Origin of the sequence: Pseudomonas sp. LBUM920 (assembly GCF_003852315.1) — a bacterium.
Taxonomy (GTDB): Bacteria; Pseudomonadota; Gammaproteobacteria; order Pseudomonadales; family Pseudomonadaceae; genus Aquipseudomonas.
Genome location: NZ_CP027762.1, coordinates 1,041,165 through 1,067,487, shown reverse-complemented (window position 1 = coordinate 1,067,487; position 26,323 = coordinate 1,041,165). Strand labels below are relative to the sequence as shown.

Genomic DNA, 26,323 nt, shown 5'->3' with positions numbered 1-26,323 from the left:
CTGGCTCTTCCTGAAATGCATGCATCTGAAAAAGAAAGTCTTAGAAGTTCACGCCGGCGCTCAAGGCGATAAAGTCGCGATCATCCACCGTGGTGAACCGGCCACCAAAGAAGTTGGTGTAGTTCAGGCCGACGGTGTAGGTGTTCTGGTACTCGGCATCGACGCCCAGGCTGACGGCCTTGCGACCTTCTTCAAAGTTGCCGCCAGGGCCTGGCGAATAACCTTTGACGTCATGGGACCAGGCCACGTTGGGCTTGAGGTTCACACCGGCAAACACATCCGGGTATTCCCAGATCGCCCGGGCGCGATAACCCCAGGACGTCGCGGTGGTGTAGCCGTCGTTGTTGCAATTGGTGTTCAGGCCGGATGCATTCGGCAGGCCCGCCCCCTGAGCGGTCGAATTGTTCAGCGCGTTGCAGAAACCACCCGGTAGCGTGCCAGGGCCGAACACCGGATCGCGGCCATAACGCGCAGTGTTTTTGCTTTCCAACCCGCCCACATGGGTCACGCCGATTTCGCCCACGGTGGTCAGGCGGGTCGCGCCCATTACCTGGTCAAAGAAGTGCGTGAAGGTGGTCTGGAACTGGGTCACTTCCTTGCGGTTGTAGCCGTGCAGATCCTGGCCCGGCGTGCCCTTGAGCACCGACGCATTGCCATAGCCCGGAATCGGCGTAACGCCCGCGTACAGGATATCGGTGGTGCTCAGTTGCACCGGCGCGTTCGGCCGGTAGCTCAACTCACCACTCCAGGCGGTGCCGGTCGGCAACGTGGTGGAGAAGCTCAAGCCATACAGGCGGATATCCTCCGGGTACTCGACGAAGTACTGGGAACTGCCCGCCACGATCAGCGGACGCAATGCCGCCAACGGCCCCAGTGGACGGGTGTAGGCCGAGTTGGGCGCACCTGTCGCGCTGAAGATCGGCGCACGGCTGTGGTAGTTCATGAAATACGCGCCGAACTCGGTGTCCAGCGGTTCGAAGTTGTAGTGCATGGCCACGCCGAACTGGCCGCTGTCCCGTGCATCACGGTCACCGCCACGTTTTACCAGCACGCCCTCATTGTTAACGTCCACACCCAGAGCATTCAATGTCGGCAAGGCCGCGCCAGGGATGGTGGAACGCTTGTTCAAGACCCGCAGGTTATTGCTGCAACCGTCGGCAATCACGTCTGGCTGGGAGAAGAACGTGCCGCAGTTATCCACCACGGTCTGGTCCCACTCCAACTGGTAGAACGCCTCTGCGGAGAGGTTGTCGGTGAGGGTCTGGGACACGTAGAACATGTTGACCGGAATCAAGCCTTCCTTGATCTCGGCGCCCGGACGACGGAATGCAGACACGTCGATCGGGTTGATCGAGTTGATACCGCCACCAATGAACGTACTTTCGCCCCAGCTCACTACCTGCTTGCCGAAGCGCACGCTGCCTGGCTCATCGGCAACGGTGTAGTTGTGATAAATGAACGCATCGAGGATCTGCCCGCCAGAGGACTTGGCGCCCTCTTTGCGGTTGTTGTTGCTGACATTCTTGAAGTCCAGGTCTTCGTTTTGCAGCGCGAAGTCATACCAGTATTTGCCACGCACAAAAATGCCGGTGTCGCCGTATTTCAATTCAAGGTCATGGATACCCTTGAAGATCTTCGAGAAGGAATCACCCTTGTTGAAGTTCAGGTGGCCGTCATCGGAGGTTTGCGAAAGCCCCTTGCCGCCGTTGTTGACACCAATCAGGTCTTTATTGCGACCCGCAGTCGACCAGCTCGCCCCCACCGACAGGGAGGAGTCAAAACTACCTTCGATTTCACCAATGTTGAAACTGACGCCGAATGCGGGCCCGGCGAGCGTAGAAGCGAGACTGACGGCCAGGGGCAGTCTTGCCCGGCGCCAGAACTGGTTTACTGAGGTCATCGACGCTACTCCATGTGCATTATTGTTATGGCAGTGAGTTCTTTCTTCTGGATGCATGTACCGGCCGGAATACAACGATTCCAATGCCGAACGGCAACCGAGCCCCCATGGCCCGAAGCGCAACATCCTTGAAAAACTCTGAGATGGACTATAGCCAGCAGGGGGTACCGCTTGATCCCTCTAAAGTGTGATTTGCATCACCAACCCGTCTGCCACAGTCCTTTCGCCACGCCGACGAAGGCCGGCGCGGCAAGGATGGCTGAAAATTGGCAAATCACAAGTGAAGGCTTGAGATAGAGCATTGCCGCGCCCGATCGGACGCGGCGAGAGGCATCAGAGGGTGGACAGGAACGTGCTGTTATTGGCCTGCCATTCAATGATGTCTATACGGATACGTTTTTTGTCGAGCTTGCCGACACTGGTCTTGGGAATTTCAGTAACAACGGCAATCTGGCTTGGAATCGCCCACTTGCTCAAATGGCCCAGTTCGACAAAAGGCTTGAGGTGTTCCTTGAGCTCGCGAGCACCTATCACTTGGCCATCATGCACCACCAGCAACGCAAACGGACGCTCGCCCCATTGCGGGTCGGCGATGCCCACCACCGCTACTTCGCGTACCGCCGGGTGACGGCTGACCAGATCTTCGAGGGCCAGGGAGGAGATCCACTCGCCGCCGGTCTTGATCACATCCTTGATGCGGTCGCGAATGTCGATCACGCCAAATGCGTCCAGCGTGGCCACGTCGCCGGTGTGCATCCAGCCGCCCTCCCACAGCTCGGCGCCCTTTTGCGGCTCGTTGTAATAGCCTTCGGTCAGCCACGGTGCGCGCAGCACCAGCTCACCCTGGGACTCGCCGTCAGCGGGCAGGAAGTTGCCTTCGCTGTCGACAATCGCCGCTTCCACCAACGGCCCGGGCACGCCGGCCTTGATGCGGTAGGTGGTGCGCTCGTCCTCGGTGCCGGCCATCAGTTCTTCGTTGAGGTGGGCACACGACACCAACGGCCCGGTCTCGGACATGCCGTACGCGGCAGTCAGTTGAATACCGCGCGCCTTGGCGGCTTCATACAGCGTGCGATTGAGCGCGCTGCCGCCGATGACGATTTTCCAGCCGCCAAAATCCACGCCTTGCGCCGCCTTAGCGTTGAGCACCATTTGCAGGATGGTCGGCACGCAGTGGGAGAAAGTGACCTTTTCCTTGCGCCACAACTCCACCAGGTATTCCGGGTCGTAGCGGCCCGGATAGACCTGCTTCAAACCGAGCATGGTTGCCACGTACGGCAGGCCCCAGGCGTGCACGTGGAACATCGGCGTGATCGGCATGTACACGTCGTTGGTGCCCAGCAGGCGCACGCTGTCGACGCTGCCCATGATCGTCGCAACGCCCATGGTGTGCAGCACCAGTTGGCGGTGGGTGAAGTACACGCCTTTGGGGTTGCCGGTGGTGCCGGTGGTGTAGAAGGTGGTGGCGACGGAGTTTTCGTCGAAGTCCTGGAAGTCGTACGTGGGGCTGGCGGCCGCCAGCAGGGTTTCGTACTCGCCGACCAGGTTGGGCAGCTCGGCGGTTTTTTCGTCGCCGTCGGTGAGCAGCAGCGTTTTGTCGACCGTGGTCAGGTGGCCGGCGATGGCCTGGTAAAGCCCCACGAACTCGCTGTTGACCAGCACGAAGCGGTCTTCGGCGTGGTTCATGGTGTAGAGAATCTGTTCGGGCGACAGGCGCACGTTGATGGTGTGGATTACCGCGCCGATCATCGGGATGGCGAACATGCATTCGAGGTAGCGGTGGCTGTCCCAGTCCATCACGGCGACGGTGTCACCGGCCTTGACCCCGGCCTCGGTCAGCACATTGGCCAGGCGCGCAACGCGCTCGATGAGGGTGGGGTAGGTGTAACGCAGTTTGTCGCGGTAGATGATTTCCCGGGTTTTTTCGTAGCGGGTCCCGGACATCAGCAGGCGTTTGATCAACAGTGGGTATCGGTAAGCGCCTTCGGCGGGTGGGATAACACGGGTCTGCAACATACGAATCCCTTATCTGACTGCACGGTGTTGGCTTGAAGACCTGCACTTTAGAGGGCTTATGTGTCAGCTAAATCAGCCAAAGGAATGATTTGCAGAGGCCGATGAATGCTAGCTTTGCGCCACCATTTAGGTGGTGTGTGAGTTCAGCGTGGGGGCCGGGATTGTTTGCGGCGAGGTGGTAGGGCTGGGACTTGGGGTGGTTGCAGGGCTGGGACCATATCCGTTATTTGGGTGATGGCGGGTATGGGTTCCGCCCTTACGGCGGGTCACTTTGGAAAAGCCCCAAAGTAACCAAAGGGCTCTTGCCCCACCACTCGGCACCTCGCTTAGGCTCGGTGTGCCCTCACTCCGGCTTGAATCCGTGGGCCGCCGTGACGGGCCATCCATGGCCCAACACGGCTAACCCGGCGTCCTGCCGGGTTACCCACGGATTCAAACCTGCGTTCGGCCAGCGTGGTTTAACGGGGCGCCTAAGGTCAAAGTCAAAAGCAGATCAAGATCAAAAGCAGAGCACGGCGGCCTAGTAGCCGACCTGAGTGGTTAGATCAAAAGCGAAGGCGAGGCGGCCTGACAGCCGACCTGATCTTGAAGGCTGAACTCAATCAAAGGTGGGAGCTGGCTTGCCTGCGATGGCATCTACTGGGTGTGCCTGATAGACCGAGGTGCCTGCATCGCAGGCAAGCCAGCTCCCACAGAAAAGCAAAGGCAGAGTGGTGGTGGAGGCTGAACTCGGTCAACTTGTGGGAGCGGGCTTGCTCGCGAAGGCGGTGGATCAGTCAACTCATGTGTAGCTGACACACCGCCTTCGCGAGCAAGCCCGCTCCCACATTTGGATCTCAGTGCATCAGATAGAAGTGTGTTGCTGTGCTGTTGCTGTGCTGTTGCCCTGCTTTTGCTTCAACCACTCAGGTCGGCTACTAGGCCGCCGTGCTCTGCTTTTGATCTTGCTTTTGATCTGACAGGCCCCGTCAACCACGCTGGCCGAACGCAGGCTTGAATCCGTGGGTAACCCGGCAGGACGCCGGGTTAGCCGCGTTGGGCCATGGATGGCCCGTCGCGGCGGCCCACGGATTCAAGCCGGAGTGAGGGCATGCCGAGCCTGGGCGAGGCACCGAGTGGTGGGGCAGAGACCTTTTGGTTACTTTTGGGGCGTTTGCCAAAAGTGACCCGCTGTAAGAGCGGAACCCTAAGTGGCCGTTACCGCAGCAACGGATATGCACTCACTCCCACAGCACAAACCAAAGCCCACCCCTCACTTCATACTCGTAAACGCAAGCTTCACACCAATCGCAATCAAAACCGCCCCCATGGTCCGATCAAACCAATGCCCCATCCGCGCAAATCCCGCGCGTACCCGCTGCTGACTGAACAACATAGCCACCAGGCAAAACCACAACGCCGTCGCCACCGCCAGGTACACACCGTACCCAGCCTGGATCGCCAGCGGCGTGTGCGGGTTGATCACCACAGTAAACAGCGACAGGAAAAACAGCGTGGCCTTGGGGTTCAAACCATTGGTCACAAACCCCGCAGTAAACGCCGCACGCGGAGTGCGCTCACCCACTTCAGGCCGCAACTCGCCCTCGGCAACCGGCTTGGCCGGCTGCGCACGCAACGCTTTGAAACCGATGTACAACAAGTACGCCGCCGCCGCCCACTTCAGTGCGTTAAACAGCACGATGGACTGCGACACGATCAAACCAATCCCCAGCAGCGAATAGCCCACGTGCAGGAAAATCGCCGAGCCCACACCCAAAGCGGTCCAGGTGCCGGCGCGACGGCCATGGGTCACACTCTCGCGCACCACCACGGCGAAATCCGGGCCGGGGCTGGCCACCGCCAACAAGTGAATCAAGGCTACGGTCAAAAACTCGGCGGCGTACATGCTCACTCCATTAAGTAACTGATTATTTCATCTGATAGGCTCGGCAGATTACGCCTTCGAACCCTGTCGCAAAAGGTACAGTTGATGACGAACAATCGCCGCGCCGTCTTCCTTGATCACCCGTCCCTGGACCTGGGGGACCTGGACCTCAGCGAATTGCGCAACAGCTTCAGCGACCTGCAGCTGTACGCGCACACCACGCCGCAGAATGTGGTCGAACGCCTGCAAGGCGCTCAAGTGGTCATCAGCAACAAGATCGCGCTGAATACCGAAACGCTGCAAGCCTGCCCCGAACTCAAGCTGATCCTGGTATCGGCCACCGGCACCAACAACGTCGACCTCGCCGCAGCCCGCGCCCATGGCATTACGGTGAGCAACTGCCAGGGCTACGGCACGCCGTCGGTGGCGCAGCACACGATCATGCTGTTGCTGAATCTGGCGACGCGCCTGAACGACTACCAACGCGACGTCAGCGCGGGCAAATGGCAACAAGCCAAACAGTTCTGCCTGCTGGATTACCCGATTGTCGAGCTGGAGGGCAAAACCCTCGGCCTGCTCGGCCACGGCGAACTGGGCAGCGCCGTCGCGCGCCTGGCCGAAGCCTTCGGCATGCGCGTGGTGCTCGGCGCGATTCCGGGCCGCCCTGCCCGCGCTGACCGCGTGCCACTGGATGAACTGCTCGCGCAAGTCGACGCGCTGACCCTGCACTGCCCGCTCAATGAACACACCCGCGACTTTATCGGCGCTCGCGAATTGGCGCTGCTCAAGCCCGGCGCGTTTATCGTCAACACCGCGCGCGGTGGCTTGATCAACGAACAAGCCCTGGCGGACGCGTTGCGCAGCGGCCATCTGGGCGGTGCGGCCACCGATGTGCTGAGCGTGGAGCCACCGGTAAACGGCAACCCGCTGCTGGCCGGCGACATTCCTCGCCTGATCGTGACGCCCCACAACGCCTGGGGCAGTCGCGAAGCGCGGCAGCGCATCGTTGGCCAACTGGCGGAAAACGCCCGCGGCTTTTTCAACGGCACCCCGCTGCGCGTCGTCAGTTGATAAACTGCGCCCCTTTTCAAGGAGCAGACCATGGATCCGCGCAGTGAAGTACTGCTTCGTCAGGCCGAACTTTTTCAAGGCAACCTGCTGCTGGTAGGTTTGCCCGCCGACGATTTGCTCGGCCGCCTGCCCAATGCCCACGGCTGGAGCTGGCATGCCGGCGACCAGGCGGCGCTCGACGCACGCTTCCCCGAACGCAGCCATTTCGGCGTGAACGTGCCCGAACGCGGGTTTGATGCGGCGGTGATTTTCCTGCCCAAATCCAAGGACCTCACCGATTACCTGCTCAACGCCGTGGCCGCACGCCTGCCCGGCGCCGAGCTGTTTCTGGTCGGCGAGAAAAAAGGCGGTATCGAAAGCGCCGCCAAGCAGATGATTCCGTTCGGCAAGCCCCGCAAGCTCGACAACGCGCGGCACTGCCAGCTGTGGCAGGTCACCGTGGCCAATGCCCCGCAGGCGGTCGAACTGCAAAGCCTGGCGCAGGTGTTTGAAGTACCGCTGGCCGAAGGGCCGCTCAAGGTGGTGAGCCTGCCGGGCGTGTTCAGCCACGGTCGCCTGGATCGCGGCACCGAGCTGTTGCTTGCACACCTGGACAAGTTGCCCAGCGGGCACTTGCTCGACTTTGGCTGCGGCGCCGGCGTGCTGGGCGCTGCGGTCAAGCGTCGCTACCCGCACAACACGGTGACGATGCTTGACGTGGATGCGTTCGCCGCCGCCAGCAGCCGCCTGACCTTGGCGGCCAATGGCCTGGAGGCCGAGGTGTTGACCGGTGACGGCATCGACGCTGCGCCGATGGGTTTGAACGCGATTTTGAGCAACCCGCCGTTCCATGTCGGCGTGCACACCGATTATTTCGCCACGGAAAACTTGCTGCGAAAAGCGGCGAAACACCTGGCAAAAGGCGGCGAACTTCGCTTGGTGGCCAACAGTTTCCTCAAGTACCAACCACTGATCGAAGAGCACTTGGGCGTGTGTGCAATCAAGGCCGAAGGCAACGGTTTTCGCATTTATCGTGCCAAACGCGGCTGATGGCTTTTTGAAAAAGAAGGCTTGCCGAATGGGTTTTGCCTAGGCAGAATCCGCTCCGTCCTAGGGGAGTAGTCTCCCACGAGCGCCACGCTCGTCCGGCATACGTCAACATACTTGGTCAGCAGATCATGGCGTATGCGACCCAGGAGTCCGCACAGACGGACCGGGGTTTGACAAGACCTATGACACGCACACCTTACCCGGGGCGGGAAGGCTGTACGTGTCATAGCCGTGTCGACCCGCCCCTGGAAACTTACCTGATGCTGGATTCATTACTCGTTCCTACCGCAATCGTTGCCTTGGCCGAAATCGGCGACAAGACGCAACTGCTCGCGCTCATCCTTGCTGCTCGCTTCCGCAAGCCCTGGCCGATCATCGCCGGCATCGTCGCCGCGACCCTGGCCAACCATGCGGCTGCCGGTGCCGTGGGCGCCTGGTTCGGCAGTTTCTTCTCGGATGCGGTGTTGCACTGGATCCTCGCGGCGAGCTTCTGCGCTACGGCGCTGTGGACCCTGGTGCCGGACAAACTCGACGATGACGAAGCCAGTACCACGCGCAAGTTCGGCCCGTTTCTGACCACGCTGATTGCGTTCTTCCTCGCCGAAATCGGTGACAAGACGCAGATCGCCACGGTGATGCTGGCGGCGCAATACCCTGAGCTGTGGCTGGTGATTATCGGCACCACCCTGGGCATGCTGATTGCCAACGTGCCGGTGGTTCTGGCGGGGAATTTCGCCGCGGAGAAACTGCCGCTGACCCTGATTCGTCGACTGGCGGCTACGGCGTTCTTCGTTCTGGCGGTGGTGGCGGTGTACAAGGCCATGCAAAGCAGCGGCTGGATCTAGACCTGTAAACCCCATCCAATGTGGGAGCTGGCTTGCCTGCGATAGCATCAACTCGGTATTTCTGAAGGACCGACCCGCCTGCATCGCAGGCAAGCCAGCTCCCACAGGGTTCCGCGTTAACTCAGGATTTTTTGGCCTGCTGGTAAAGCGGCATTACTTTCGGAATCGCCGCCTGCAATGAGGCGATCCGGCTGTCGGAGGCCGGGTGCGTGCTCATGAACTCCGGTGGAGAACCTTCCGACGCCTTGGCCATCTTGTTCCACAACGTGATGGCCGCGTTCGGGTTGTAACCGGCCCTAGCCGAGAGCTCCAGACCGATCAGGTCGGCTTCGTTTTCATTGGCGCGGCTGTTGGGCAGCGTCATGCCGTAGTTGGCCACCGTATCGGCCAGCGCCAGGCTGTCCTGGCCCAGACCGAACAAGGCACCGGCGCCCTGCTTGGCCATCTCGATGCCGTAGGCCTTGGACATGGCTTCACGGCCGTGTTCGCGCAAGGCGTGAGCGATTTCATGGCCCATCACCGCGGCCAGTTCGTCATCGGTGAGCTTGAGGTTGTCGATCAACGCGCTGTACACGAAGATCTTGCCGCCAGGCCCGCAGTTGGCGTTCATCTCATCACTTTTGATCAGGTTCACCTCCCACTTCCATTGCGCCGCATCCGGGCGAAAGGTCGGCGCCTGGGCGATCAGTCGATTGGCGATGGCCTGCACGCGCTTGGCGTTGGCACTGGTTTTATCGAGCATGCCTTTGCCGCTCGCCTCACCCAGCGTCTGCTGGTAGGACTGGGCATACATCTGGTCGACTTCCTGGCTTGACAACATGCTGAACATATACTGCTTGCGCTCTACCCCGACGGCGCCGCCGCTGGTGGTGTTAACCGACTGGCAACCCGCCAGCAGCATCGCCGCAACCAACCCACTTACCGCCAATGACTTCTTCATGAACACGCTCCCTGAAAACATGGCGCGTATCCTAGGCGCTCATGTGTATCGGCGCCAGATACAACAGACGTGTAACCGCTAACTTTCAGATACATCCCACCTGCCCACAGCGGCGGCCAACAGTCCATTTGCGACATCCGGCACTATTTCACCCGCCGAGCCTTAAGCCTCCCGAGCCCGTGGCCGATACACAAAGGCAGCCCACCTGCCCCTGCGCCCGGAGCTTTCATGAAATTCAAGTCGATTCAGTTTTCTGTCGCAGCACTGACCGGGGCCATCGTGCTGAGTGTGGTCGCCGTTTTGGTGCTCTACGCGGTGTTCGCCGGCGCGCGCACCCAGGAACTGGTGCAGGAACGCACCCAGGCGCAGTTCGAGCAGATCATCGAGCAACGGCTCACCGCCCTGGCGCACACCCAGGCCACGTTGATCCAGCGTGAATTGGAAGCGCCCTTGGTGACCGCCAAAGGCCTGGCCACGGCCAACGCACTGCTCGGCATGAAAGACGCCAAGGGCGAACCGGCCTTGCAAGTGGGCCGCGAACAACTGATCAACCTGTTGCACGAAACCGTGGTGCGCAACCCGAAAATCCTTGGCGCGTATATCGGCTGGGAACCCAATGCGATCGACCATAACGACGCCGCCTACGTGAACACGCCGATCGTCGGCATGGCCGCCGACGGGCGCTTCCTGCCGTGGTGGTACCGCAACGCCGATGGCAGCCTGGGCCTGGACAAACTCGCCGACGTCAACGACCAGAACATCCTCGCCACCGGCGTGCGCGCCAGTGAGTACTACCTGTGCTCCAAAGAAAGCAAGAAGCCCTGCGCCATCGACCCTGCGCCTTACAAGGTCGGCAATGCGATGGTGATGCTGGCCTCGTTTATCGAACCGATCATGATCGATGGCACTTTCCAGGGCATCGTCGGCGCCGACCTGTCGGTGAACTTCATTCAGGACATGCTCACCCGCGCCGACCAGAACCTCTACAACGGCGCCGGCGAACTGGCGCTGATTTCCAGTAACGGTCGCCTGGTGGCCTACACCAAGGACGCGAGCAAGCTGGGCGAAAAAGCCGCTGACTTGCTCGACAGCAACGCGCTGGCCAATCTCGGCCAGCTGAAAGTCGGAGAAGTGCGCTACGACATCGATAAGGAACACGGGCACATCGAGCTGTTCCTGCCCTTCAACATCGGCCAGGCCGAAGCGCGCTGGACCTTGATGCTGCAACTGCCACTGAGCGCGGTGATGGCCGATTCGCAAAAACTGCAAAGCGACCTGCAAGCCCAGCGCAAGACCGACACCTTCGGCATGGCCATGGTGGGCCTGTTGATTGCCGGCCTCGGCTTGCTGGTGATCTGGCTGGTGGGCCACGGCATCGCCCGCCCCCTCAAGCAAATGGTGGCCATGCTCAATGACATCGCTCAGGGCGAAGGCGACCTGACGCGCCGCCTGACCAGTGACCGGGCCGATGAACTGGGCGCGATTGCCACCGGTTTCAATACTTTTCTGATCAAGCTGCAGGGCATGATCACCCAGGTGGTGAGTTCGGTGCAGAAGGTCAGCGATTCGTCGGAGCACACCGCCGACATCGCGATTCGCACCAATCAGGGCGTGCACAAACAGATGGTCGAGATCGACCAGGTGGCCACCGCCGTGCATGAGATGACGGCCACCGCCCAGGACGTGGCGCGCAACGCCACCCAGGCCGCGCAAGCCGCCAGCCACGCTGACCAAGCCGCAAGCCAGGGCATGCGCATCGTGCGTGATACCTCGACGTCTATCGGCGCATTGGCGCAGGAAATCGGTAAAGCGGTGGGCGTGGTGCAAACGCTGGCCAAGGACAGCGAGAACATCAACGCGATCCTCACAGCGATTCGCGGGATCGCCGAGCAGACCAACCTGCTGGCGCTTAACGCCGCCATCGAGGCAGCGCGGGCCGGCGAGCAAGGCCGTGGTTTTGCGGTGGTGGCAGATGAAGTGCGCAACCTGGCGCAGAAGACGCAGAAGGCCACCGAAGAAATCCAGACCATGATCCAGCAGTTGCAACAAGGCACGCGCGATGTGGTTAAGGTGATGGAAGACAGCCAGAACCGCACCGATGAAAGCGTGCAGCATGCGGCGAAGGCGGCCGAGGCGCTGGAGACGATCACTCAGGCGGTGTCGGTGATCAACGACATGAATACCCAGATCGCCAGCGCCGCCGAGGAGCAGAGCGCGGTGGCCGAGGATATTAATCGCAATGTGATCAATATCGGCCAGGTGGCCAATGAAGTGGCGGGCGGCGCGGATGAATCGAGCGCAGCCAGTGCGGAGTTGACCAAGCTGGCGGAGCAGCAGCGGCGCTTGATCAATCAGTTTAAGGTTTAGGATTTGGCGGTGGTCTTCAGGCCGCTATCGCAGGCAAGCCAGCTCCCACATTTTGATGTGTGAACACCTTCAAATGTAGGAGCTGGCATGGAGTGAGCCCGACTTCAGCCCGGTGTCAGGCACTCCGGCCCATTCAGTTTCGGATCATTGACCATATTGGCCAACACCCGCTCGCGCAACGCAGCCGGCTCACTGGCCAGCAAACCCTGCAACACCGGCAACGGCGTCTGCGGATTCAGCCACGCCTCCTGCCCCGCCGCATCCAGGATCAACGGCCGCCGCTGACTCTGCGCCGCCTGGGTCACCACCGCGGTGCTCAGCCACACCTGTTCCTGCACCGGATACGCTTCCCAGATCGCCGCAAAAAACAGCGTCGAGCCCTCGCCCGGCGTCAGCCAGTACGGGCGCTTGCGCTGGGTGCCGCGCCATTCGTAAAACCCGTTGGCGGGCAGCAGGCAGCGGCGCTGGCGGAAGGCTTCGCGGAACATCGGTTGCTCGGCCAGGGTTTCGGCGCGGGCGTGGGCCGGGGTGCGGGAAAGGTCAGTCAGCCAGGGCGGCGTCAGGCCCCAGCGCGCGCGCGCCAGGGTGCGCTGGCCTTCGCTCAAGCGCTGAATCAGCACCGAATCATTCGGGGAGATGTTCCACTGCGCCTGCTGGTCGGCCGGGAAGCCCGGCAAGGCAGCAAACGTAGGGTTCCAGCGAAACAGGGCATAACGTCCACACATGGGGTAACACGACTCTTGGGTAAACCGACCGACAGCCTAACAGACCAATACGTCGGGAAAGCTGTCGGGTTCATCGCCGGGCAATGGTTGCGCACCGATGTAGGCCGTAATCAGCTCACGGGCGTAAACGGCCTGGTCGTTGTCCACCTCCAGGCCCAGCAGGCCGAAAATCGGCAATTCGCCGGTACCGCCGAGCAAATGGCGCCCCACCAGGTGCGCCTCGATGCCCTCGCTGGCGAGCATTTGTTGCAGCAACTCGCCTTCCATCAGGTTTTCCGGTTCATAGATTCGCTGCATGGGCGCACCTGTTACTCGTTTTCGCTGCGGACCGTGAGCATCCATTCGTCATCGTGTACCTGCAGATCAAAGATTATTGGCCGGCAACACACCGGGCAGTCTTCAATGTATGACTGATCGCCGCCGGAAAGGTCCAGCACGGCCTCAGCCGGCTCACCACAATAAGGACAATCGTACGACTCGGTTTCCAGCATCGCGGTCTCCCAGGTGACTTGTGCGTATAATCGCCGGTCTATTTACAGGGCTATTCACGGCAGAGCCAATATTGCGGCCGCACCCTGATATTTCCTTTACTTACACTAGCCGTTTCTAACAAGAGAGCATGATGGGCGAATTCGATACCATCCGACCTTACAACGACAGCGAAGTCCCGGCAGTGCTGGCGCGTCTGTTCAGTGACAAGGCCTTTCTGGACATCCTGACCCACTTCCGCTTCCCGCGCTTTGCCGGCGCCCTGGGCTGGCTGCTCAAGCCGATGATCGCCCGCAAGCTGCGCCGCGAGTTCGCCGGTGTCACCACCGTGGCCACGCTGCAGGACAAAGTCGAATATTACGTCGACCACACCATTGACCGCGCAACCGACGGGGTGACGTACACCGGCGTCGAACAGCTGAAGTCGGGCACCGCCTACCTGTTTCTGGCCAACCACCGCGACATCGTGATGGACCCCGCCTTCGTCAACTACGCCGTGTACCACGCCGGCCTGCCGACGCCGCGCATTGCCATTGGCGACAACCTGCTGCAAAAGCCGTTTGTCAGCGACCTGATGCGCCTGAACAAGAGCTTCATCGTGCACCGCTCGATCACCGGGCGAAAGGAAAAGATGGCGGCGTATAACCTGCTGTCGGCCTACATCAACCATTCGATCCGCAACGACTGTCAGTCGATCTGGATCGCCCAGGCCGAAGGCCGGGCCAAGGATGGCGACGATCGCACCGAGTCGGCGATCCTCAAGATGTTTCACGTCAGCCGCAAGGATGAGCCGTTTGCCGAGGTGATCCAGTCGCTGAACCTGACGCCGGTGTCGATCAGCTACGAATACGACCCCTGCGACACGGCCAAGGCCCGCGAACTGTATATCCGCGCCACCACCGGCACCTACAGCAAGGCGCCGGGCGAGGATGATGTGAGCATCGCCCTGGGCATCACCGGCTACAAGGGCCGTGTGCATGTGAACTTTGCGCCGCCGATCACCGAGCGTTTCGAGGACACCAAGTTGCTGGCGGTGGAAATGGACCGGCAGATTCTCGGCGGCTATCGCCTGTTCCCGGTGCATTACCTGGCGTACGCGCAGTGGAGCGACGCCGACCCGCAATTGCAGGTGCCGACGGCGGCCGAGGTGTTCCCGGCCGACGAGCTGGCCAAGGCGCAAGCGGAGTGGGAACGGCGCTTGAATGAATGCCCGGCCGAGCACCGGCCGTATCTGGTGGTGCAGTACGCGACGCCGGTGAGGAATCAATATCGGGTTAAAGCCGGGATTGCACTGTAAACACCGAAGCAAAATGTGGGAGCGGGCTTGCAAGCGAAAGCGCGGGTTCAGTCAAGGATGTATCGACTGAGCCCCTGCCTTCGCGGGCAAGCCCGCTCCCACATTTGTTTTGTGGTGTTTTTTAGAGGTGAGTACTGAGCCAGGACGTGGCCAGCGCCAGCCCGAGGCAGGCAAACCCTAGGCGATAAGCCAGACGATGCGCCCGTTCGGTGCGCACATCCAGAAACAACATCGGCTGGTCAATCGCGCGATCTTCGCTTTGCGCGGTCAGATCGGCCAGTGCGCGCTGCTCGCGCAAACGGGTGATGAACAGCAGCGCTGCGCCTGGGCAGGCCACCAGTAGAGCCACAACATTGATCAGCAGTGCAGGCAGCGCCATCGCAAACCTCAGTCGTACAGTGTGCTGGTATCAATTCAGATACAAACCTGAGTGATATTGGCCTCTTGCCGCTGAAACGTTCCGTCCCCCAAGTACGATCAATGTATCCATTAATTTACAGCGTCACCTGAACGTCACCTTAACAAGCCACGCTGTTGCCCTTCGAACACCCGGGAGCTTGTCATGCTGCATGCGCAAAACCAGGATCGGCTGTATTTGATCGCCCCAAACGATGAGCAAGAGGCGCTGGTTGGCGCACTCGCCTTCAACGTCCAGGATCGCCACTGGCTGGTGTATTGCGCGCTGGGCGGGCACCAGCACGCCGACCTGCCGGAGCTGGACCTGCTCACCGGTGTGAGTGTGCTGGACTTTTATGTCGAAACCGCAGCATGAAGCGACAGGCGAAAAAAAACCGGGCTCATCGCTGAGCCCGGTTTTTTTATGCAGGGTTACTGCGCGCTGAGCAGTTGGCCGATGCTTGGGTCTTTGAACAGGCGAGTCAGGGCGTCACTGAGGACGTCGCTGACCAGCTTGGTGTTGGTCTCTTGATTGGGCGACATGCCGAAACGCTGATTCAGCGATGCGCCGTAGCGGCCGCTGTAGCGACGGGTGCCGGCACTGACGTCGGACTTGAACGTCGCGCCAATGGAGGCTTCAGTCACGTACAAGCCTTCTTTGGGCGACTGGTATTTCAGTTCGGCCAGGGTGATGGTCAGCTGAGGCGCGCCCGGCGAGTTGGCCGGTGTGAAGCCCAACAGGCGCACGGCGGCTTCGGCCTGGGCCTGCAGCTTGGGCAGCACGTCTTGACCGGTGACCGAAATAAGCGCGGTCTCAGGGTACAGCCCACCACGCGAACCCAGCGTCGGCGACGGACGACCGTCCACCACACGCACCGATACCGGCTGGCCGTGACCGACAGGCGCCAGCTGCGCAGTGACTTTAGGTTGCGGGCTGAGTTGTTGCGGGCTGTTGGCGCAGCCAACCAGGGTCAAACTGGTCACAGTGATCAAACCGAACAACAGGCGTTGCAACATACTCATTTCTCCAGGACTAGATGCAAACAGGGCGCCAGTATAACGGTGCATGCGCGCCACTCACCAGCCATCCTGAACGGCAGCTGAAGGCACGTTCAAATTACAATTTCGCATAAATCCGTCATTCCAATGTCATGCCACACTGGCAACCTTCAAGCATGTAACGCAACAGGTACAAAGCCATGCGCCTTCTCAAGTCATTGTTCATGCAACACACCCGTCATCGCCACTATGCGCTGCTTGATGCGCACGGCCATTGCCTGGCGTTCAAGCAGTGCAGCCTGCCGCCTGTCGGCGAAGGTTGGGTGGAAGTCTCGGAGACTCATCTGGGCTGGATGCACCGCCCGCTGCCGGCAAGCGCGCGGGTCAGCCCGAAGGTTATGCACGCACAACCCCGGCATGCGTTGGCCTCCTGACCGAGACACGAATAAAAGTCATAAAACACGCCCATTTCCCCGGCGTTCTTCGCTACAATCTCCCCCCGATTATAAGGACGTCTCCTGATCGGGCCTCGCAGCATCGTTAATGCCTCGGTATTAACCCATGAATCGCCCACAGAGAGCCGCCCACACAGATCGAGTGAAGCTGGCGCGCTTGCTGTTTTCTTTGCAACCCACCCGCCTTACCGAATCTGCCAGAGCTGCCATTGCGCTCGGCCACTTGAGTTGTTTGCCCGTTTTGCCGCGTGTCGGCAGAGGTTTGCGGGTCAGGTGCCAGGCTGGGGCAGCCCTTTTTTGAGGTTCACGTCTTCAAAAGAGCGTGAAAAAACGGGTTTTCACAACTTCACAAGAGTGTGGCGAGCAAATGAATAGTTTGGCGTTTGTACAAGCACCATCAGCGTCTGGAACAGCCCAACCACACAGGACCGAGCACTCCTCAAACACCGGAGCTTGAGCCTGTCCGCTACGGATTGGTTGCACAAATCGCACGCTTTGACCATAAGTCGAATTGCCACAGGCGCCTATGAATGCGTTCATAGGCAGATTAGCCCGGCAGGAAGCGTGTGCTGAAGTTGCAAAGAATTGCGAATCGGACATGGCGATCCTGGCCATGGGTAATCTGGGGCAACACGTGAACCGCCCCGTCACTCCTGGCAGCCATGCCGTCAATTTGGTGCTGCAGATTTTGGAGACGCGTTAAATGGCGCATAACGAAGCAGTCGACGTAGTACTGGTAGGGGCCGGCATCATGAGTGCCACCCTGGCCGTACTGCTCAAAGAGCTCGACCCCGGCCTCAAGCTGGAAGTCGTTGAGCTGATGGATTCGGGTGCCGCGGAAAGTTCCAACCCGTGGAACAACGCCGGTACCGGTCACGCCGGGCTGTGTGAGCTGAACTACACACCGCAGGCCGCTGATGGCTCCATCGACATCAAGAAAGCCGTGCACATCAACACCCAGTTCGAGGTGTCGAAGCAGTTCTGGGCGTACCTGACCAAAAAAGGCACCTTTGGCTCGTCCAAATCCTTTATCAGCCCGGTGCCGCACCTGAGCTTCGTGCAGGGCGACAAAGGCGTGTCCTTCCTCAAGAAGCGCTTTGAAACCCTCAGCCAGCACCACGCGTTCTCGGACATGCACTACACCGAAGACCACAGCGAGATGGCCGAGTGGATGCCGCTGATGATGCCGGGCCGCCCGCTCGACGAAAAAATCGCTGCCACCCGCGTGATGAATGGCACCGACGTCAACTTCGGCGCCCTGACCAATCAATTGCTCTCGCACCTGACCAGCGCACCGGATGCTCAGGTCAAGTACTGCAAGCGCGTCACTGGCCTCAAGCGCAACGGCGCGGGCTGGACCGTGAGCATCAAGGACGTCAACAGCGGCAACAGCCGTGAAGTCGACGCCAAGTTCGTGTTCCTCGGCGCCGGTGGCGCGGCCCTGCCGCTGCTGCAAGCCTCGGGCATCGAAGAAAGCAAAGGCTTCGGCGGCTTCCCGGTCAGCGGCCAGTGGCTGCGTTGCGACAACCCGGAGGTGGTCAAGCACCACCAAGCCAAGGTCTACAGCCAGGCCGCGGTAGGTTCGCCGCCGATGTCCGTGCCGCACCTGGACACCCGCGTGGTCGATGGCAAGAAATCCCTGCTGTTCGGGCCCTACGCCGGCTTTACCACCAAGTTCCTCAAGCACGGCTCGTTCCTGGACCTGCCAATGTCGATTCGCGCCGGCAACATCGGCCCGATGCTGGCCGTGGCTCGCGACAACATGGACCTGACCAAGTACCTGGTCAGCGAAGTGCGCCAATCCATGGAGCAGCGCCTGGAATCCCTGCGCCGCTTCTACCCTGAGGCGAAAGCCGAAGACTGGCGCCTGGAAGTGGCCGGTCAGCGGGTGCAGATCATCAAGAAAGACCCGAAAAAAGGCGGCGTGCTGCAATTTGGCACCGAGCTGGTTGCAGCCAAAGACGGCTCGCTGGCCGCCCTGCTGGGCGCGTCTCCAGGTGCTTCGGTGACCGTGTCGATCATGCTGGAACTGATCGAGCGCTGCTTCCCGCAAAAGGCTGCGGGCGAGTGGGCGGCCAAACTGCACGAGATCTTCCCGGCGCGCGAAAAAGTCCTGGAGACCGATGCCGAGCTGTATCGCAAGATCAATACGCAGAACAACATCAGCCTGGAACTGGTTGAGCAAAGCAACGAAGCCGAAAGCTACGCTTAAGGCTTTGACGCAATAAAAAACGCCCCGCTCTCGGCATGAGAACGGGGCGTTTTTTTTGTGGCTTGGATAATCAGCCGCGAGCGTTGTCGATCAGCTCAATGTACTCGGCGGCGTTACGCTGATCCTTGATCAGGTCAACGAAGGTCTGGCCATGCTCGTCCTTGCCGTCCAGATCCAGGCCGGCCTCCTTGAAAAAGCCCAGGAACCGCGCGAAGTCGTCGATGCGCAAGCCACGGTAGGCTTTGATCAGTTTGTGCAGGGACGGTGAAGTCGCGTCAACCGGCTCGAAGTCCAGGAACAACTTGATCTGGTCGTCGCCAATCTCGTCACCAATCACCTGTTTCTTATCTTTACGCATTACCGACTCCAGCCTGCAGACATTACACGGGAAACGCAGTTTACCTGCGGCACACACGCTTCGGAAGCGACCAAGAACCTATGGGGGAGCTGGCTTGCCTGCGATGGCGGTGCATCAGTGACAGTTGAGCCCACTGACCCGCCACCATCGCAGCATAAAAGGCCGCCACAAAAGCTCGCCTGCTGCAGATTTTGTGTTCGCCAGCAGTTGTGTAGATACCTGCGGTCCCACTATTTAGCGCGAACGGCGCCGGTGTGCAGGTCGGCCCAAATGTGCCCGTTGGCATAGCTGAGGAACTGCACATACACCGTGTCGTTGCGCAGCAGGTCGACGATCACGCGGTACTGGGCCACCGGGTAAGACAAGGTCAGGGTCTTACTGCTCTCATCGAACACCGGCTTTTTCAGGCTTTTGCTTTCGGCGTCAAAATTGAGCACCACCTGGGCGATGGTCGCGCCTTTGTTCAAGGGTTTGCCCTTGAGGCGAATCATCAGCGGCGACGTCACCGGGATCGGCTGCTGAGTCGATTGACGCTGATTGCCGACCACCACTGCATATTCGGTGATTTGCAGCAGTTGCTGCTGATCGGGCGTGGCGGCACGCAAGGTGAGGTCGTCGGGCGGCAGGAACTGGCTGTGCATCGGCGCAGGCGCCGCAGCCAGCGGCAAGCTGAGGGTCAACGCCAGGGCGGCGCAGGTGCGTTTCAACAGGCTCATGGGCCGCTCCGAGAGAGATGGCCGAGCACTGTAGCTCAATCGAACTGGGCGAGCATCCAGCGTCGATACTCGGCAACGCCGGCATCGCCTTCGTGTGGCGCCCAGTCAGCCAACTCGCCCTCGCCTACGGGTCGATACGGCCCGGCCTTGCATTCAAACATCACGCTGTCGGGCTCCAGCACCACCAGGCCGTGAAATACGCCGGGCGGCAGGTCGACACCTGCACACTCGCCGCCCGCCCGCAGGACGCGCTTGGCGATCACCTCACCGGTTTCGCTGAAAACCAGCAGGCCCAGGGTGCCCTTGAGCACCATCAGGGTCTCTGCTTTATCCGCACTCAGGTGCCGATGCGGCGGCACATAGGTGTCGGGTTGCATGCCAACGGCCAGGCGATGGCAAGGCTCTTCCATCTGATGAAGGTTATGATGGTGCCGGCCACGGGGGCTGGCGGCCGCTTTCTCGGCCAGTTCGGTGAAGAGTGTTTGATCAAGAAAGCGGACCATGGCTTACATTCCTTTGACGGCGAAGATCCCATTGGCATTACGCCAGTAGCCTTTGTAGTCCATGCCGTAACCGAAAATGTAGCGGTCGATGCATGGCAGACCGACGTAATCGGCTTTCAGGTCCGGACGTGCTTTGCGGTCATGGTCTTTGTCGATCAGCACGGCGGTGTGCACTTTGCGCGCGCCGGCGTGTTTGCAGAAGTCGATGATCGCGCCCAGCGTGTGCCCTTCATCAAGGATGTCGTCGATGATCAGCACGTCGCGGTCGATGAACGAGACTTCCGGCTTGGCTTTCCAGAACAGGTCGCCGCCGCTGGTTTCGTTGCGATAACGGGTGGCGTGCAGGTAGGAGGCTTCCAGCGGGAACTGCAGGTGAGTCAGCAATTTGCCGGCGAAGATCAGGCCACCGTTCATCACGCAAAAGACCACCGGGTTGGTGTCGGCCATTTCGCGGGTGATGTGCGCGCCGACCTTGGCGATCGCCTCTTCGACTTGCGCTTCGGTGTACAGGCAGTCAGCCTCGCGCATGATTTGACGGATATGCTCGAGATCAGCGGACATGGCGCTCTCCAAGGGGGTGCTGTGGCAAGAAAAGCGGGCAAAGGTACGCATGTGAGGCGCAACGATCAAGCCTTAATGGACTAACGTACTAGATGTCTATAGGACAACACCCTCGGATAGATTAATCTAGGCCGGTTTTTTTGCCCGCCGCCGGAGCTTTTCCCATGCCCACTCGCGAGATCCGCCACCCGCTGATCAGACACAAACTCGGCCTTATGCGCCGTGCCGACATTAGCACGAAGAACTTCCGTGAGCTCGCTCAGGAAGTCGGAGCGCTGCTCACTTACGAAGCAACCAAAGATTTGCCCCTGGAAACCTACGAGATTCCTGGTTGGGCCGGCCCCGTCCAGGTCGAGAAAATCGCCGGTAAGAAAATCACCGTGGTACCGATCCTGCGCGCCGGTATCGGCATGCTCGAGGGCGTGCTCAGCCTGATCCCGGGCGCCAAAGTCAGCGCCGTCGGCGTGGCCCGTAATGAGGAAACCTTGCAGGCTCACACCTACCTGGAAAAACTCGTTCCGGAAATCAACGAGCGCCTGGCGATGATCATCGACCCGATGCTCGCCACCGGCAGTTCCATGGTCGCCACCATCGACCTGCTGAAAAAAGCCGGCTGCAAAGACATCCGCGCCATGGTGCTGGTGGCTGCGCCCGAAGGCATCGCCGCCGTCGAGAAGGCCCACCCGGACGTGCAGATCTACACCGCGTCCATCGATGAGCGCCTGAACGAACACGGCTACATCATCCCAGGCCTGGGCGATGCCGGTGACAAGATCTTCGGCACCAAGCAGAAGGACGCGTGAGCATGCAGGATGATTTCAACGACCCGCTTTGGCGCCAGATCCTGTCTGGCGCACAGATGCTCTTCGTAGCATTTGGCGCGTTGGTGTTGATGCCGCTGATCACAGGTCTTGATCCAAACGTCGCACTGTTTACCGCTGGCCTGGGCACGTTGCTGTTCCAGGTGGTAACAGGGCGGCAGGTGCCGGTATTCCTGGCATCGAGCTTTGCGTTTATCACCCCGATTATTCTCGCCAAGGGCCAGTTCGGCCTCGCGGCGACCATGGGCGGGGTGATGGCGGCCGGTTTCGTTTATACCTTCCTCGGCCTGGCAGTGAAGGTCAAAGGCACCGGTTTCATCGACCGGCTGCTGCCGCCGGTGGTCATCGGCCCGGTGATCATTTCCATCGGCCTGGCCATGGCGCCGATTGCCGCCAACATGGCAATGGGCAAAGCCGGGGATGGCAGCGAGCTGATCCATTACCAGACGGCGATGCTGATCTCGATGCCGGCGCTGCTGACCACGTTGATCGTGGCGGTGTTCGGCAAAGGCATATTCCGCCTGGTGCCGATCATTTCCGGTGTGCTGGTGGGCTTTGCCATGTCGTTCTACTTTGGTGTAGTCGACACGGCGAAGATCGCCGCTGCGCCCTGGTTCGCCCTGCCCCACTTCACCGCGCCGGAGTTCAACTGGCAGGCGATTCTGTTCATCGTCCCGGTGGCCCTGGCCCCGGCGATCGAGCATATCGGCGGTGTAATTGCGGTGGGCAGCGTGACCGGGCGCGACTACCTGAAGAAACCTGGCCTGCATCGCACGCTATTGGGTGACGGCATTGCCACCACGGCCGCCGGCCTGTTTGGCGGCCCGCCGAATACCACCTACGCCGAAGTGACCGGCGCGGTGATGCTGACCAAGAACTACAACCCGAAAATCATGACCTGGGCGGCGGTATTTGCCATCAGCCTGGCGTTTATCGGTAAGTTCGGCGCACTGCTGCAAAGCATCCCAGTGCCGGTGATGGGCGGCATTCTGTGCCTGCTGTTCGGCTCGATTGCGGCGGTGGGCATGAACACGCTGATCCGCCACAAGATCGACCTCGGCGAGGCGCGCAATCTGGTGATTGTGTCGGTGACCCTGGTGTTCGGGATTGGCGGTGTGCTGGTCGGCACCGGCACCGGCCCGGATGATTTCGGCCTCAAGGGCATTGCCCTGTGCGCGGTGGTAGCGATTGGTTTGAACCTGCTGCTGCCGGGCAATGATGGCTGGAAGAACAAAAAGCCGGATGAGCCGCTGATCTAACTGTTAACGCAACACGAATGTGGGAGCGGGCTTGCTCGCGAATGCAGTGTGTCATTGAGCACATCAGTGACTGAACCCCTGCATTCGCGAGCAACCCCGCTCCCACATTTTTTCAGCTTCAGTGTGGCTTAGAGCTCGCCCAACGCATCAATCAGCGCCTGGTTCTGCTCAGGCGTGCCAATACTGATCCGCAGGAACTGGGCAATCCGCTCCTGCTTGAAGTGCCGCACAATCACCCCCTGCTCCCGCACTTTGGCCGCCAGCCCGGCAGCGTCGTGCCCTGGATGCCGAGCAAAGATGAAGTTGGCCGCAGACGGCAGTACTTCAAACCCCTTGGCTTCCAGTTGCGCCACCAGCTTTTCACGGCTGTCGATCACCAATTGGCAGGTCTTCTGGAAGTACTCACGGTCGTCAAACGCCGCCGCCGCGCCGACAATCGCCAGCCGATCCAGCGGGTAGGAGTTGAAGCTGTTCTTGACCCGCTCCAGCGCCTCGATCAGGTCCGGGTGCCCCACCGCCAGGCCTACACGCAGACCGGCCAGTGAGCGCGATTTGGACAGGGTCTGGGTCACCAGCAGGTTCGGGTAACGGTCCACCAGGCTGATAGCGGTTTCGCCGCCGAAGTCGATATAGGCTTCATCGACCACCACCACCGAGTCCGGGCTGGCCTTGAGGATTTGCTCAACCGCGTCCAGCGCCAGTACGCAGCCGGTAGGCGCGTTCGGGTTGGGGAAGATGATCCCGCCATTGGGCTTCGCGTAGTCGGCCACACGAATCTGGAACTGCTCGTCCAGCGGCACCGGTTCAGACGTGATGCCGTAGAGCCCGCAGTAGACCGGATAGAAGCTGTAGCTGATGTCCGGGAACAACAACGGCAAGTCGTGCTGGAACAGGCCGTGGAAGATGTGCGCCAGGACTTCATCGGAACCGTTACCGAGAAAGACCTTGCCGGCGTCGATCCCGTAATACTTGGCCACCGCCTGCTTGAGCAGGTCGCTGTTGGGGTCCGGGTACAGGCGCAAGTTGTCGTTCAACTCGGCCTGCATTGCCGCGAGTGCCTTGGGCGATGGGCCGTAGGGGTTCTCGTTGGTGTTGAGCTTGACCAGCTTGGTCAGCTTCGGCTGCTCGCCGGGCACGTACGGCACGAGATTCTTGACGAAGGGGCTCCAGAATTTGCTCATGTCTCAGTTCCCCTCTTCAAGGATGCGGTATTCGGCGCTGCGGGCGTGAGCGCTCAGGGATTCACCACGGGCCAGCACCGAGGCGGTCTTGCCCAGCTCGGAAGCGCCTTGTGGCGAGCAGAAGATGATCGAGGAGCGCTTCTGGAAGTCATACACGCCGAGCGGCGACGAGAAACGCGCGGTGCCGGAGGTCGGCAGCACGTGGTTCGGGCCGGCGCAGTAGTCGCCCAGGGCTTCACTGGTGTGGCGGCCCATGAAGATCGCGCCAGCGTGGCGAATCGACGGCAGCCACGCTTGTGGGTCGGCCACGGACAACTCCAGGTGCTCCGGCGCGATGCGGTTGGCCACCTCAATGGCCTGCTCCATGTCGCGTACCAGGATCAGCGCACCACGGCCATTGATCGACTTCTCGATGATCTCGGCGCGGTCCATGGTCGGCAGCAGCTTGTCGATGCTGGCGGCGACCTTGTCGAGGAACTCGGCGTCGGGGCTGACCAGGATCGCCTGGGCGTCCTCGTCATGCTCGGCCTGGGAGAACAGGTCCATGGCGATCCAGTCCGGGTCGGTCTGGCCGTCACACACCACCAGGATTTCCGAAGGGCCGGCGATCATGTCGATACCGACCTGGCCGAACACGTGGCGCTTGGCGGTGGCGACATAAATGTTGCCTGGGCCGACCACTTTGTCGACCTTCGGCACGCTTTCGGTGCCATAGGCCAGGGCCGCGACAGCTTGAGCGCCGCCGATGGTGAACACGCGGTCAACCCCGGCGATGCACGCGGCAGCCAGTACCAGCTCGTTGATTTCGCCACGCGGCGTTGGCACGACCATGACCACTTCGGTCACGCCCGCCACTTTGGCCGGGATAGCGTTCATCAACACCGACGACGGGTACGAGGCTTTACCGCCCGGCACGTACAGCCCCGCGCGGTCCAGCGGCGTGACCTTCTGGCCCAGCACGGTGCCGTCGGCCTCGGTGTAGCTCCAGGAATCCTGTTTCTGTTTTTCGTGGTAGCTGCGTACGCGTGCCGCTGCCACTTCCAGCGCTTCACGCTGCGGCGCGGTGATGCGTGTGAGGGCCAGCTCCAGGCGCTCGCGCGGCAGGATGAGGTCGGACATCGACGCGACGTCGAGGCCGTCGAACTGGCGGGTGAAATCCACCAGCGCCGCATCACCGCGCTCGCGCACGGCCTTGATGATGTCGAGCACCCGCTGGTTGACCGAGTCGTCGGACACGCTTTCCCAGCTCAGCAGATGATCCAGATGATGGGCGAAATCCGGGTCGGCAGCGTTGAGTCGGGCAATTGCAGTGGACGTGGTCATAGCGAGGGCCTCATAGGATTGGCAAAAATGCTCAGGCGCCGAACGTTAGCAGTCGATCCGCTTGGGCACCTGAGAATTCTGGCTATGAGGCGGATAGACGGGCGCGACCTAGGGCCGCGCAGGTGAGTCAACCGCGGTGTCGAGACTCCACTGCCTTGCGCAGGGTGTCGATCAACGCCTGGATACGGGCGTGTTGCATTTTCATCGAAGCTTTGTTGACGATCAGTCGCGAGCTGATGTCGGCAATGAAATCCTGAGGCTCAAGACCGTTGGCACGCAGCGTGTTGCCGGTGTCGACTACGTCGATGATCTTGTCGGCCAGGCCGATCAGCGGTGCCAGTTCCATCGAGCCGTAGAGCTTGATGATGTCGACCTGGCGACCTTGCTCGGCATAGTAACGCTTGGCAACGTTGACGAACTTGGTCGCCACGCGCAGGCGGCCTTTGGGTTCGACGTCACCGACACGGCCGGCGGTCATCAGCTTGCACAGGGCAATACGCAGGTCCAATGGCTCGTACAGGCCCTGGCCGCCGTATTCCATCAACACGTCTTTACCCGCGACACCGAGGTCGGCCGCGCCATGTTCAACGTAAGTCGGCACGTCAGTGGCACGCACGATCAGCAGGCGAACGTCGTCCTGGGTCGTGGGGATGATCAGCTTGCGGCTCTTGTCCGGATTCTCGGTCGGCACGATGCCCGCTTCAGCCAGAAGCGGCAAAGTGTCGTCAAGGATGCGGCCCTTGGACAGTGCGATGGTCAACATGGGAAACGTCAGTCCTTCATCAGGCTATTGCTGTCCGGTCGCAGACGGCGCCAGACACAGATCGAGGCCATTACAGCCTCGATTTGAAACAAATTCAGCAGGGACACACTCAGTTAACAGCAAAACACCATCCCGTGGCGAGCGGGCTTGCCCAACGCTGGACTGCATAGCAGTCCCGTCTTGGAGGGCGCTACGCGGCCGGTACGACGACTCGACAAGCCCGTTCGCCACAG

The 26,323-nt window shown here is 60.7% G+C and carries 26 protein-coding genes, 1 pseudogene and 1 riboswitch; of the genes and pseudogenes, 11 read left to right on the top strand and 16 right to left on the bottom strand.

Annotated elements, in window-relative coordinates:
* Nucleotides 1–40 precede the first annotated feature (40 nt).
* The 3 genes from C4J83_RS04800 to C4J83_RS04785 all read right to left on the bottom strand — a co-directional run bounded on the left by C4J83_RS04800 (nucleotide 41) and on the right by C4J83_RS04785 (nucleotide 5,801).
* The gene (locus tag C4J83_RS04800) at nucleotides 41–1,900 is read right to left on the bottom strand and encodes a DUF1302 domain-containing protein (RefSeq protein WP_124416454.1); all 1,860 of its coding nucleotides are present in this window, start codon (nucleotides 1,898–1,900) and stop codon (nucleotides 41–43) included.
* A 333-nt stretch (nucleotides 1,901–2,233) separates the two neighbouring features.
* Nucleotides 2,234–3,916, bottom strand: coding sequence for a fatty acid--CoA ligase (locus tag C4J83_RS04795; RefSeq protein WP_124416453.1), 1,683 nt, complete (start codon nucleotides 3,914–3,916; stop codon nucleotides 2,234–2,236).
* Nucleotides 3,917–5,168: 1,252 nt separating this feature from the next.
* Nucleotides 5,169–5,801, bottom strand: a complete 633-nt coding sequence (locus C4J83_RS04785) for a LysE family translocator (protein ID WP_106578706.1) — start codon at nucleotides 5,799–5,801, stop codon at nucleotides 5,169–5,171.
* Between the two features lie 84 nt (nucleotides 5,802–5,885).
* On the opposite strand from C4J83_RS04785, the gene C4J83_RS04780 reads away from it, so the two are divergent.
* From C4J83_RS04780 to C4J83_RS04770, 3 genes are all read left to right on the top strand, one after another.
* Nucleotides 5,886–6,851, top strand: coding sequence for a 2-hydroxyacid dehydrogenase (locus C4J83_RS04780; RefSeq protein ID WP_124416452.1), 966 nt, complete (start codon nucleotides 5,886–5,888; stop codon nucleotides 6,849–6,851).
* A gap of 30 nt (nucleotides 6,852–6,881) precedes the next feature.
* Nucleotides 6,882–7,880 (top strand): methyltransferase, encoded by a 999-nt coding sequence (locus C4J83_RS04775; RefSeq protein WP_124416451.1) that lies wholly within the window; start codon nucleotides 6,882–6,884, stop codon nucleotides 7,878–7,880.
* A gap of 50 nt (nucleotides 7,881–7,930) precedes the next feature.
* Nucleotides 7,931–8,052, top strand: a riboswitch (yybP-ykoY riboswitch).
* An 88-nt stretch (nucleotides 8,053–8,140) separates the two neighbouring features.
* A complete protein-coding gene (locus C4J83_RS04770) occupies nucleotides 8,141–8,725 on the top strand; it encodes a TMEM165/GDT1 family protein (protein ID WP_016974259.1) in 585 nt (194 codons plus the stop codon).
* A gap of 121 nt (nucleotides 8,726–8,846) precedes the next feature.
* On the opposite strand, the gene C4J83_RS04765 is transcribed toward C4J83_RS04770, so the two are convergent.
* Nucleotides 8,847–9,665, bottom strand: coding sequence for a M48 family metallopeptidase (locus tag C4J83_RS04765; RefSeq protein ID WP_106578741.1), 819 nt, complete (start codon nucleotides 9,663–9,665; stop codon nucleotides 8,847–8,849).
* Nucleotides 9,666–9,893: 228 nt separating this feature from the next.
* On the opposite strand from C4J83_RS04765, the pseudogene C4J83_RS31025 reads away from it, so the two are divergent.
* Both C4J83_RS31025 and C4J83_RS31020 read left to right on the top strand, forming a co-directional pair.
* Nucleotides 9,894–11,126 (top strand): annotated as a pseudogene (locus C4J83_RS31025) (cache domain-containing protein); the annotation flags it as partial.
* A gap of 63 nt (nucleotides 11,127–11,189) precedes the next feature.
* Nucleotides 11,190–12,032, top strand: coding sequence for a methyl-accepting chemotaxis protein (locus C4J83_RS31020; RefSeq protein ID WP_372239320.1), 843 nt, complete (start codon nucleotides 11,190–11,192; stop codon nucleotides 12,030–12,032).
* A gap of 104 nt (nucleotides 12,033–12,136) precedes the next feature.
* Here the strand turns inward: C4J83_RS31020 and C4J83_RS04755 are convergent, their stop codons facing one another.
* From C4J83_RS04755 to C4J83_RS04745, 3 genes are read right to left on the bottom strand one after another with little or no spacing between them, the layout of a single operon-like run.
* Nucleotides 12,137–12,757 (bottom strand): SOS response-associated peptidase, encoded by a 621-nt coding sequence (locus C4J83_RS04755; RefSeq protein WP_106578702.1) that lies wholly within the window; start codon nucleotides 12,755–12,757, stop codon nucleotides 12,137–12,139.
* A 36-nt stretch (nucleotides 12,758–12,793) separates the two neighbouring features.
* Nucleotides 12,794–13,054 (bottom strand): putative signal transducing protein, encoded by a 261-nt coding sequence (locus tag C4J83_RS04750; RefSeq protein WP_106578701.1) that lies wholly within the window; start codon nucleotides 13,052–13,054, stop codon nucleotides 12,794–12,796.
* Nucleotides 13,055–13,065: 11 nt separating this feature from the next.
* A complete protein-coding gene (locus C4J83_RS04745; RefSeq protein ID WP_106578700.1) occupies nucleotides 13,066–13,248 on the bottom strand; it encodes a CPXCG motif-containing cysteine-rich protein in 183 nt (60 codons plus the stop codon).
* A gap of 131 nt (nucleotides 13,249–13,379) precedes the next feature.
* On the opposite strand from C4J83_RS04745, the gene C4J83_RS04740 reads away from it, so the two are divergent.
* Nucleotides 13,380–14,543, top strand: coding sequence for a 1-acyl-sn-glycerol-3-phosphate acyltransferase (locus tag C4J83_RS04740; protein ID WP_177416144.1), 1,164 nt, complete (start codon nucleotides 13,380–13,382; stop codon nucleotides 14,541–14,543).
* 121 nt (nucleotides 14,544–14,664) lie between these two features.
* On the opposite strand, the gene C4J83_RS04735 is transcribed toward C4J83_RS04740, so the two are convergent.
* Nucleotides 14,665–14,922, bottom strand: coding sequence for a hypothetical protein (locus C4J83_RS04735; RefSeq protein WP_106578698.1), 258 nt, complete (start codon nucleotides 14,920–14,922; stop codon nucleotides 14,665–14,667).
* A gap of 183 nt (nucleotides 14,923–15,105) precedes the next feature.
* Between C4J83_RS04735 and C4J83_RS04730 the strand changes: the two genes are divergently transcribed.
* Complete coding sequence (locus C4J83_RS04730; RefSeq protein ID WP_106578697.1) at nucleotides 15,106–15,315, top strand: hypothetical protein; 210 nt, start codon at nucleotides 15,106–15,108, stop codon at nucleotides 15,313–15,315.
* 56 nt (nucleotides 15,316–15,371) lie between these two features.
* On the opposite strand, the gene C4J83_RS04725 is transcribed toward C4J83_RS04730, so the two are convergent.
* A complete protein-coding gene (locus C4J83_RS04725; protein ID WP_064450736.1) occupies nucleotides 15,372–15,956 on the bottom strand; it encodes a YajG family lipoprotein in 585 nt (194 codons plus the stop codon).
* A gap of 182 nt (nucleotides 15,957–16,138) precedes the next feature.
* On the opposite strand from C4J83_RS04725, the gene C4J83_RS04720 reads away from it, so the two are divergent.
* Both C4J83_RS04720 and mqo read left to right on the top strand, forming a co-directional pair.
* Nucleotides 16,139–16,372, top strand: coding sequence for a hypothetical protein (locus tag C4J83_RS04720; RefSeq protein ID WP_119736632.1), 234 nt, complete (start codon nucleotides 16,139–16,141; stop codon nucleotides 16,370–16,372).
* A gap of 724 nt (nucleotides 16,373–17,096) precedes the next feature.
* The gene (gene mqo / locus C4J83_RS04715; protein WP_124416448.1) at nucleotides 17,097–18,605 is read left to right on the top strand and encodes a malate dehydrogenase (quinone); all 1,509 of its coding nucleotides are present in this window, start codon (nucleotides 17,097–17,099) and stop codon (nucleotides 18,603–18,605) included.
* A 70-nt stretch (nucleotides 18,606–18,675) separates the two neighbouring features.
* Here mqo and C4J83_RS04710 read toward each other — a convergent pair whose 3' ends face one another.
* The 4 genes from C4J83_RS04710 to C4J83_RS04695 all read right to left on the bottom strand — a co-directional run bounded on the left by C4J83_RS04710 (nucleotide 18,676) and on the right by C4J83_RS04695 (nucleotide 20,743).
* Nucleotides 18,676–18,963 (bottom strand): PA4642 family protein, encoded by a 288-nt coding sequence (locus tag C4J83_RS04710; protein ID WP_106578694.1) that lies wholly within the window; start codon nucleotides 18,961–18,963, stop codon nucleotides 18,676–18,678.
* A 230-nt stretch (nucleotides 18,964–19,193) separates the two neighbouring features.
* A complete protein-coding gene (locus tag C4J83_RS04705; RefSeq protein ID WP_119736630.1) occupies nucleotides 19,194–19,679 on the bottom strand; it encodes a hypothetical protein in 486 nt (161 codons plus the stop codon).
* 35 nt (nucleotides 19,680–19,714) lie between these two features.
* Complete coding sequence (locus tag C4J83_RS04700; protein ID WP_124416447.1) at nucleotides 19,715–20,182, bottom strand: WbuC family cupin fold metalloprotein; 468 nt, start codon at nucleotides 20,180–20,182, stop codon at nucleotides 19,715–19,717.
* Nucleotides 20,183–20,185: 3 nt separating this feature from the next.
* On the bottom strand, nucleotides 20,186–20,743 hold the full coding sequence (locus C4J83_RS04695; protein ID WP_025856323.1) for a hypoxanthine-guanine phosphoribosyltransferase: 558 nt from the start codon (nucleotides 20,741–20,743) through the stop codon (nucleotides 20,186–20,188).
* A gap of 164 nt (nucleotides 20,744–20,907) precedes the next feature.
* On the opposite strand from C4J83_RS04695, the gene upp reads away from it, so the two are divergent.
* Entirely contained in the window at nucleotides 20,908–21,546 is a 639-nt protein-coding gene (gene upp, locus C4J83_RS04690; protein ID WP_017138223.1) for a uracil phosphoribosyltransferase, read from the top strand.
* Nucleotides 21,547–21,548: 2 nt separating this feature from the next.
* The gene (locus C4J83_RS04685) at nucleotides 21,549–22,823 is read left to right on the top strand and encodes a uracil-xanthine permease family protein (protein WP_106578691.1); all 1,275 of its coding nucleotides are present in this window, start codon (nucleotides 21,549–21,551) and stop codon (nucleotides 22,821–22,823) included.
* 128 nt (nucleotides 22,824–22,951) lie between these two features.
* Here the strand turns inward: C4J83_RS04685 and hisC are convergent, their stop codons facing one another.
* The 3 genes from hisC to hisG all read right to left on the bottom strand — a co-directional run bounded on the left by hisC (nucleotide 22,952) and on the right by hisG (nucleotide 26,090).
* Nucleotides 22,952–24,004 carry a histidinol-phosphate transaminase gene (hisC, locus tag C4J83_RS04680; RefSeq protein ID WP_124416446.1) on the bottom strand — a complete coding sequence of 351 codons (1,053 nt, stop codon included), beginning with the start codon at nucleotides 24,002–24,004 and terminating at the stop codon, nucleotides 22,952–22,954.
* Between the two features lie 3 nt (nucleotides 24,005–24,007).
* Nucleotides 24,008–25,327: a histidinol dehydrogenase gene (gene hisD, locus C4J83_RS04675; protein ID WP_106578689.1), complete on the bottom strand. Its 1,320-nt coding sequence runs from the start codon at nucleotides 25,325–25,327 to the stop codon at nucleotides 24,008–24,010.
* 127 nt (nucleotides 25,328–25,454) lie between these two features.
* Complete coding sequence (gene hisG, locus C4J83_RS04670; RefSeq protein WP_003188599.1) at nucleotides 25,455–26,090, bottom strand: ATP phosphoribosyltransferase; 636 nt, start codon at nucleotides 26,088–26,090, stop codon at nucleotides 25,455–25,457.
* Nucleotides 26,091–26,323 lie beyond the last annotated feature (233 nt).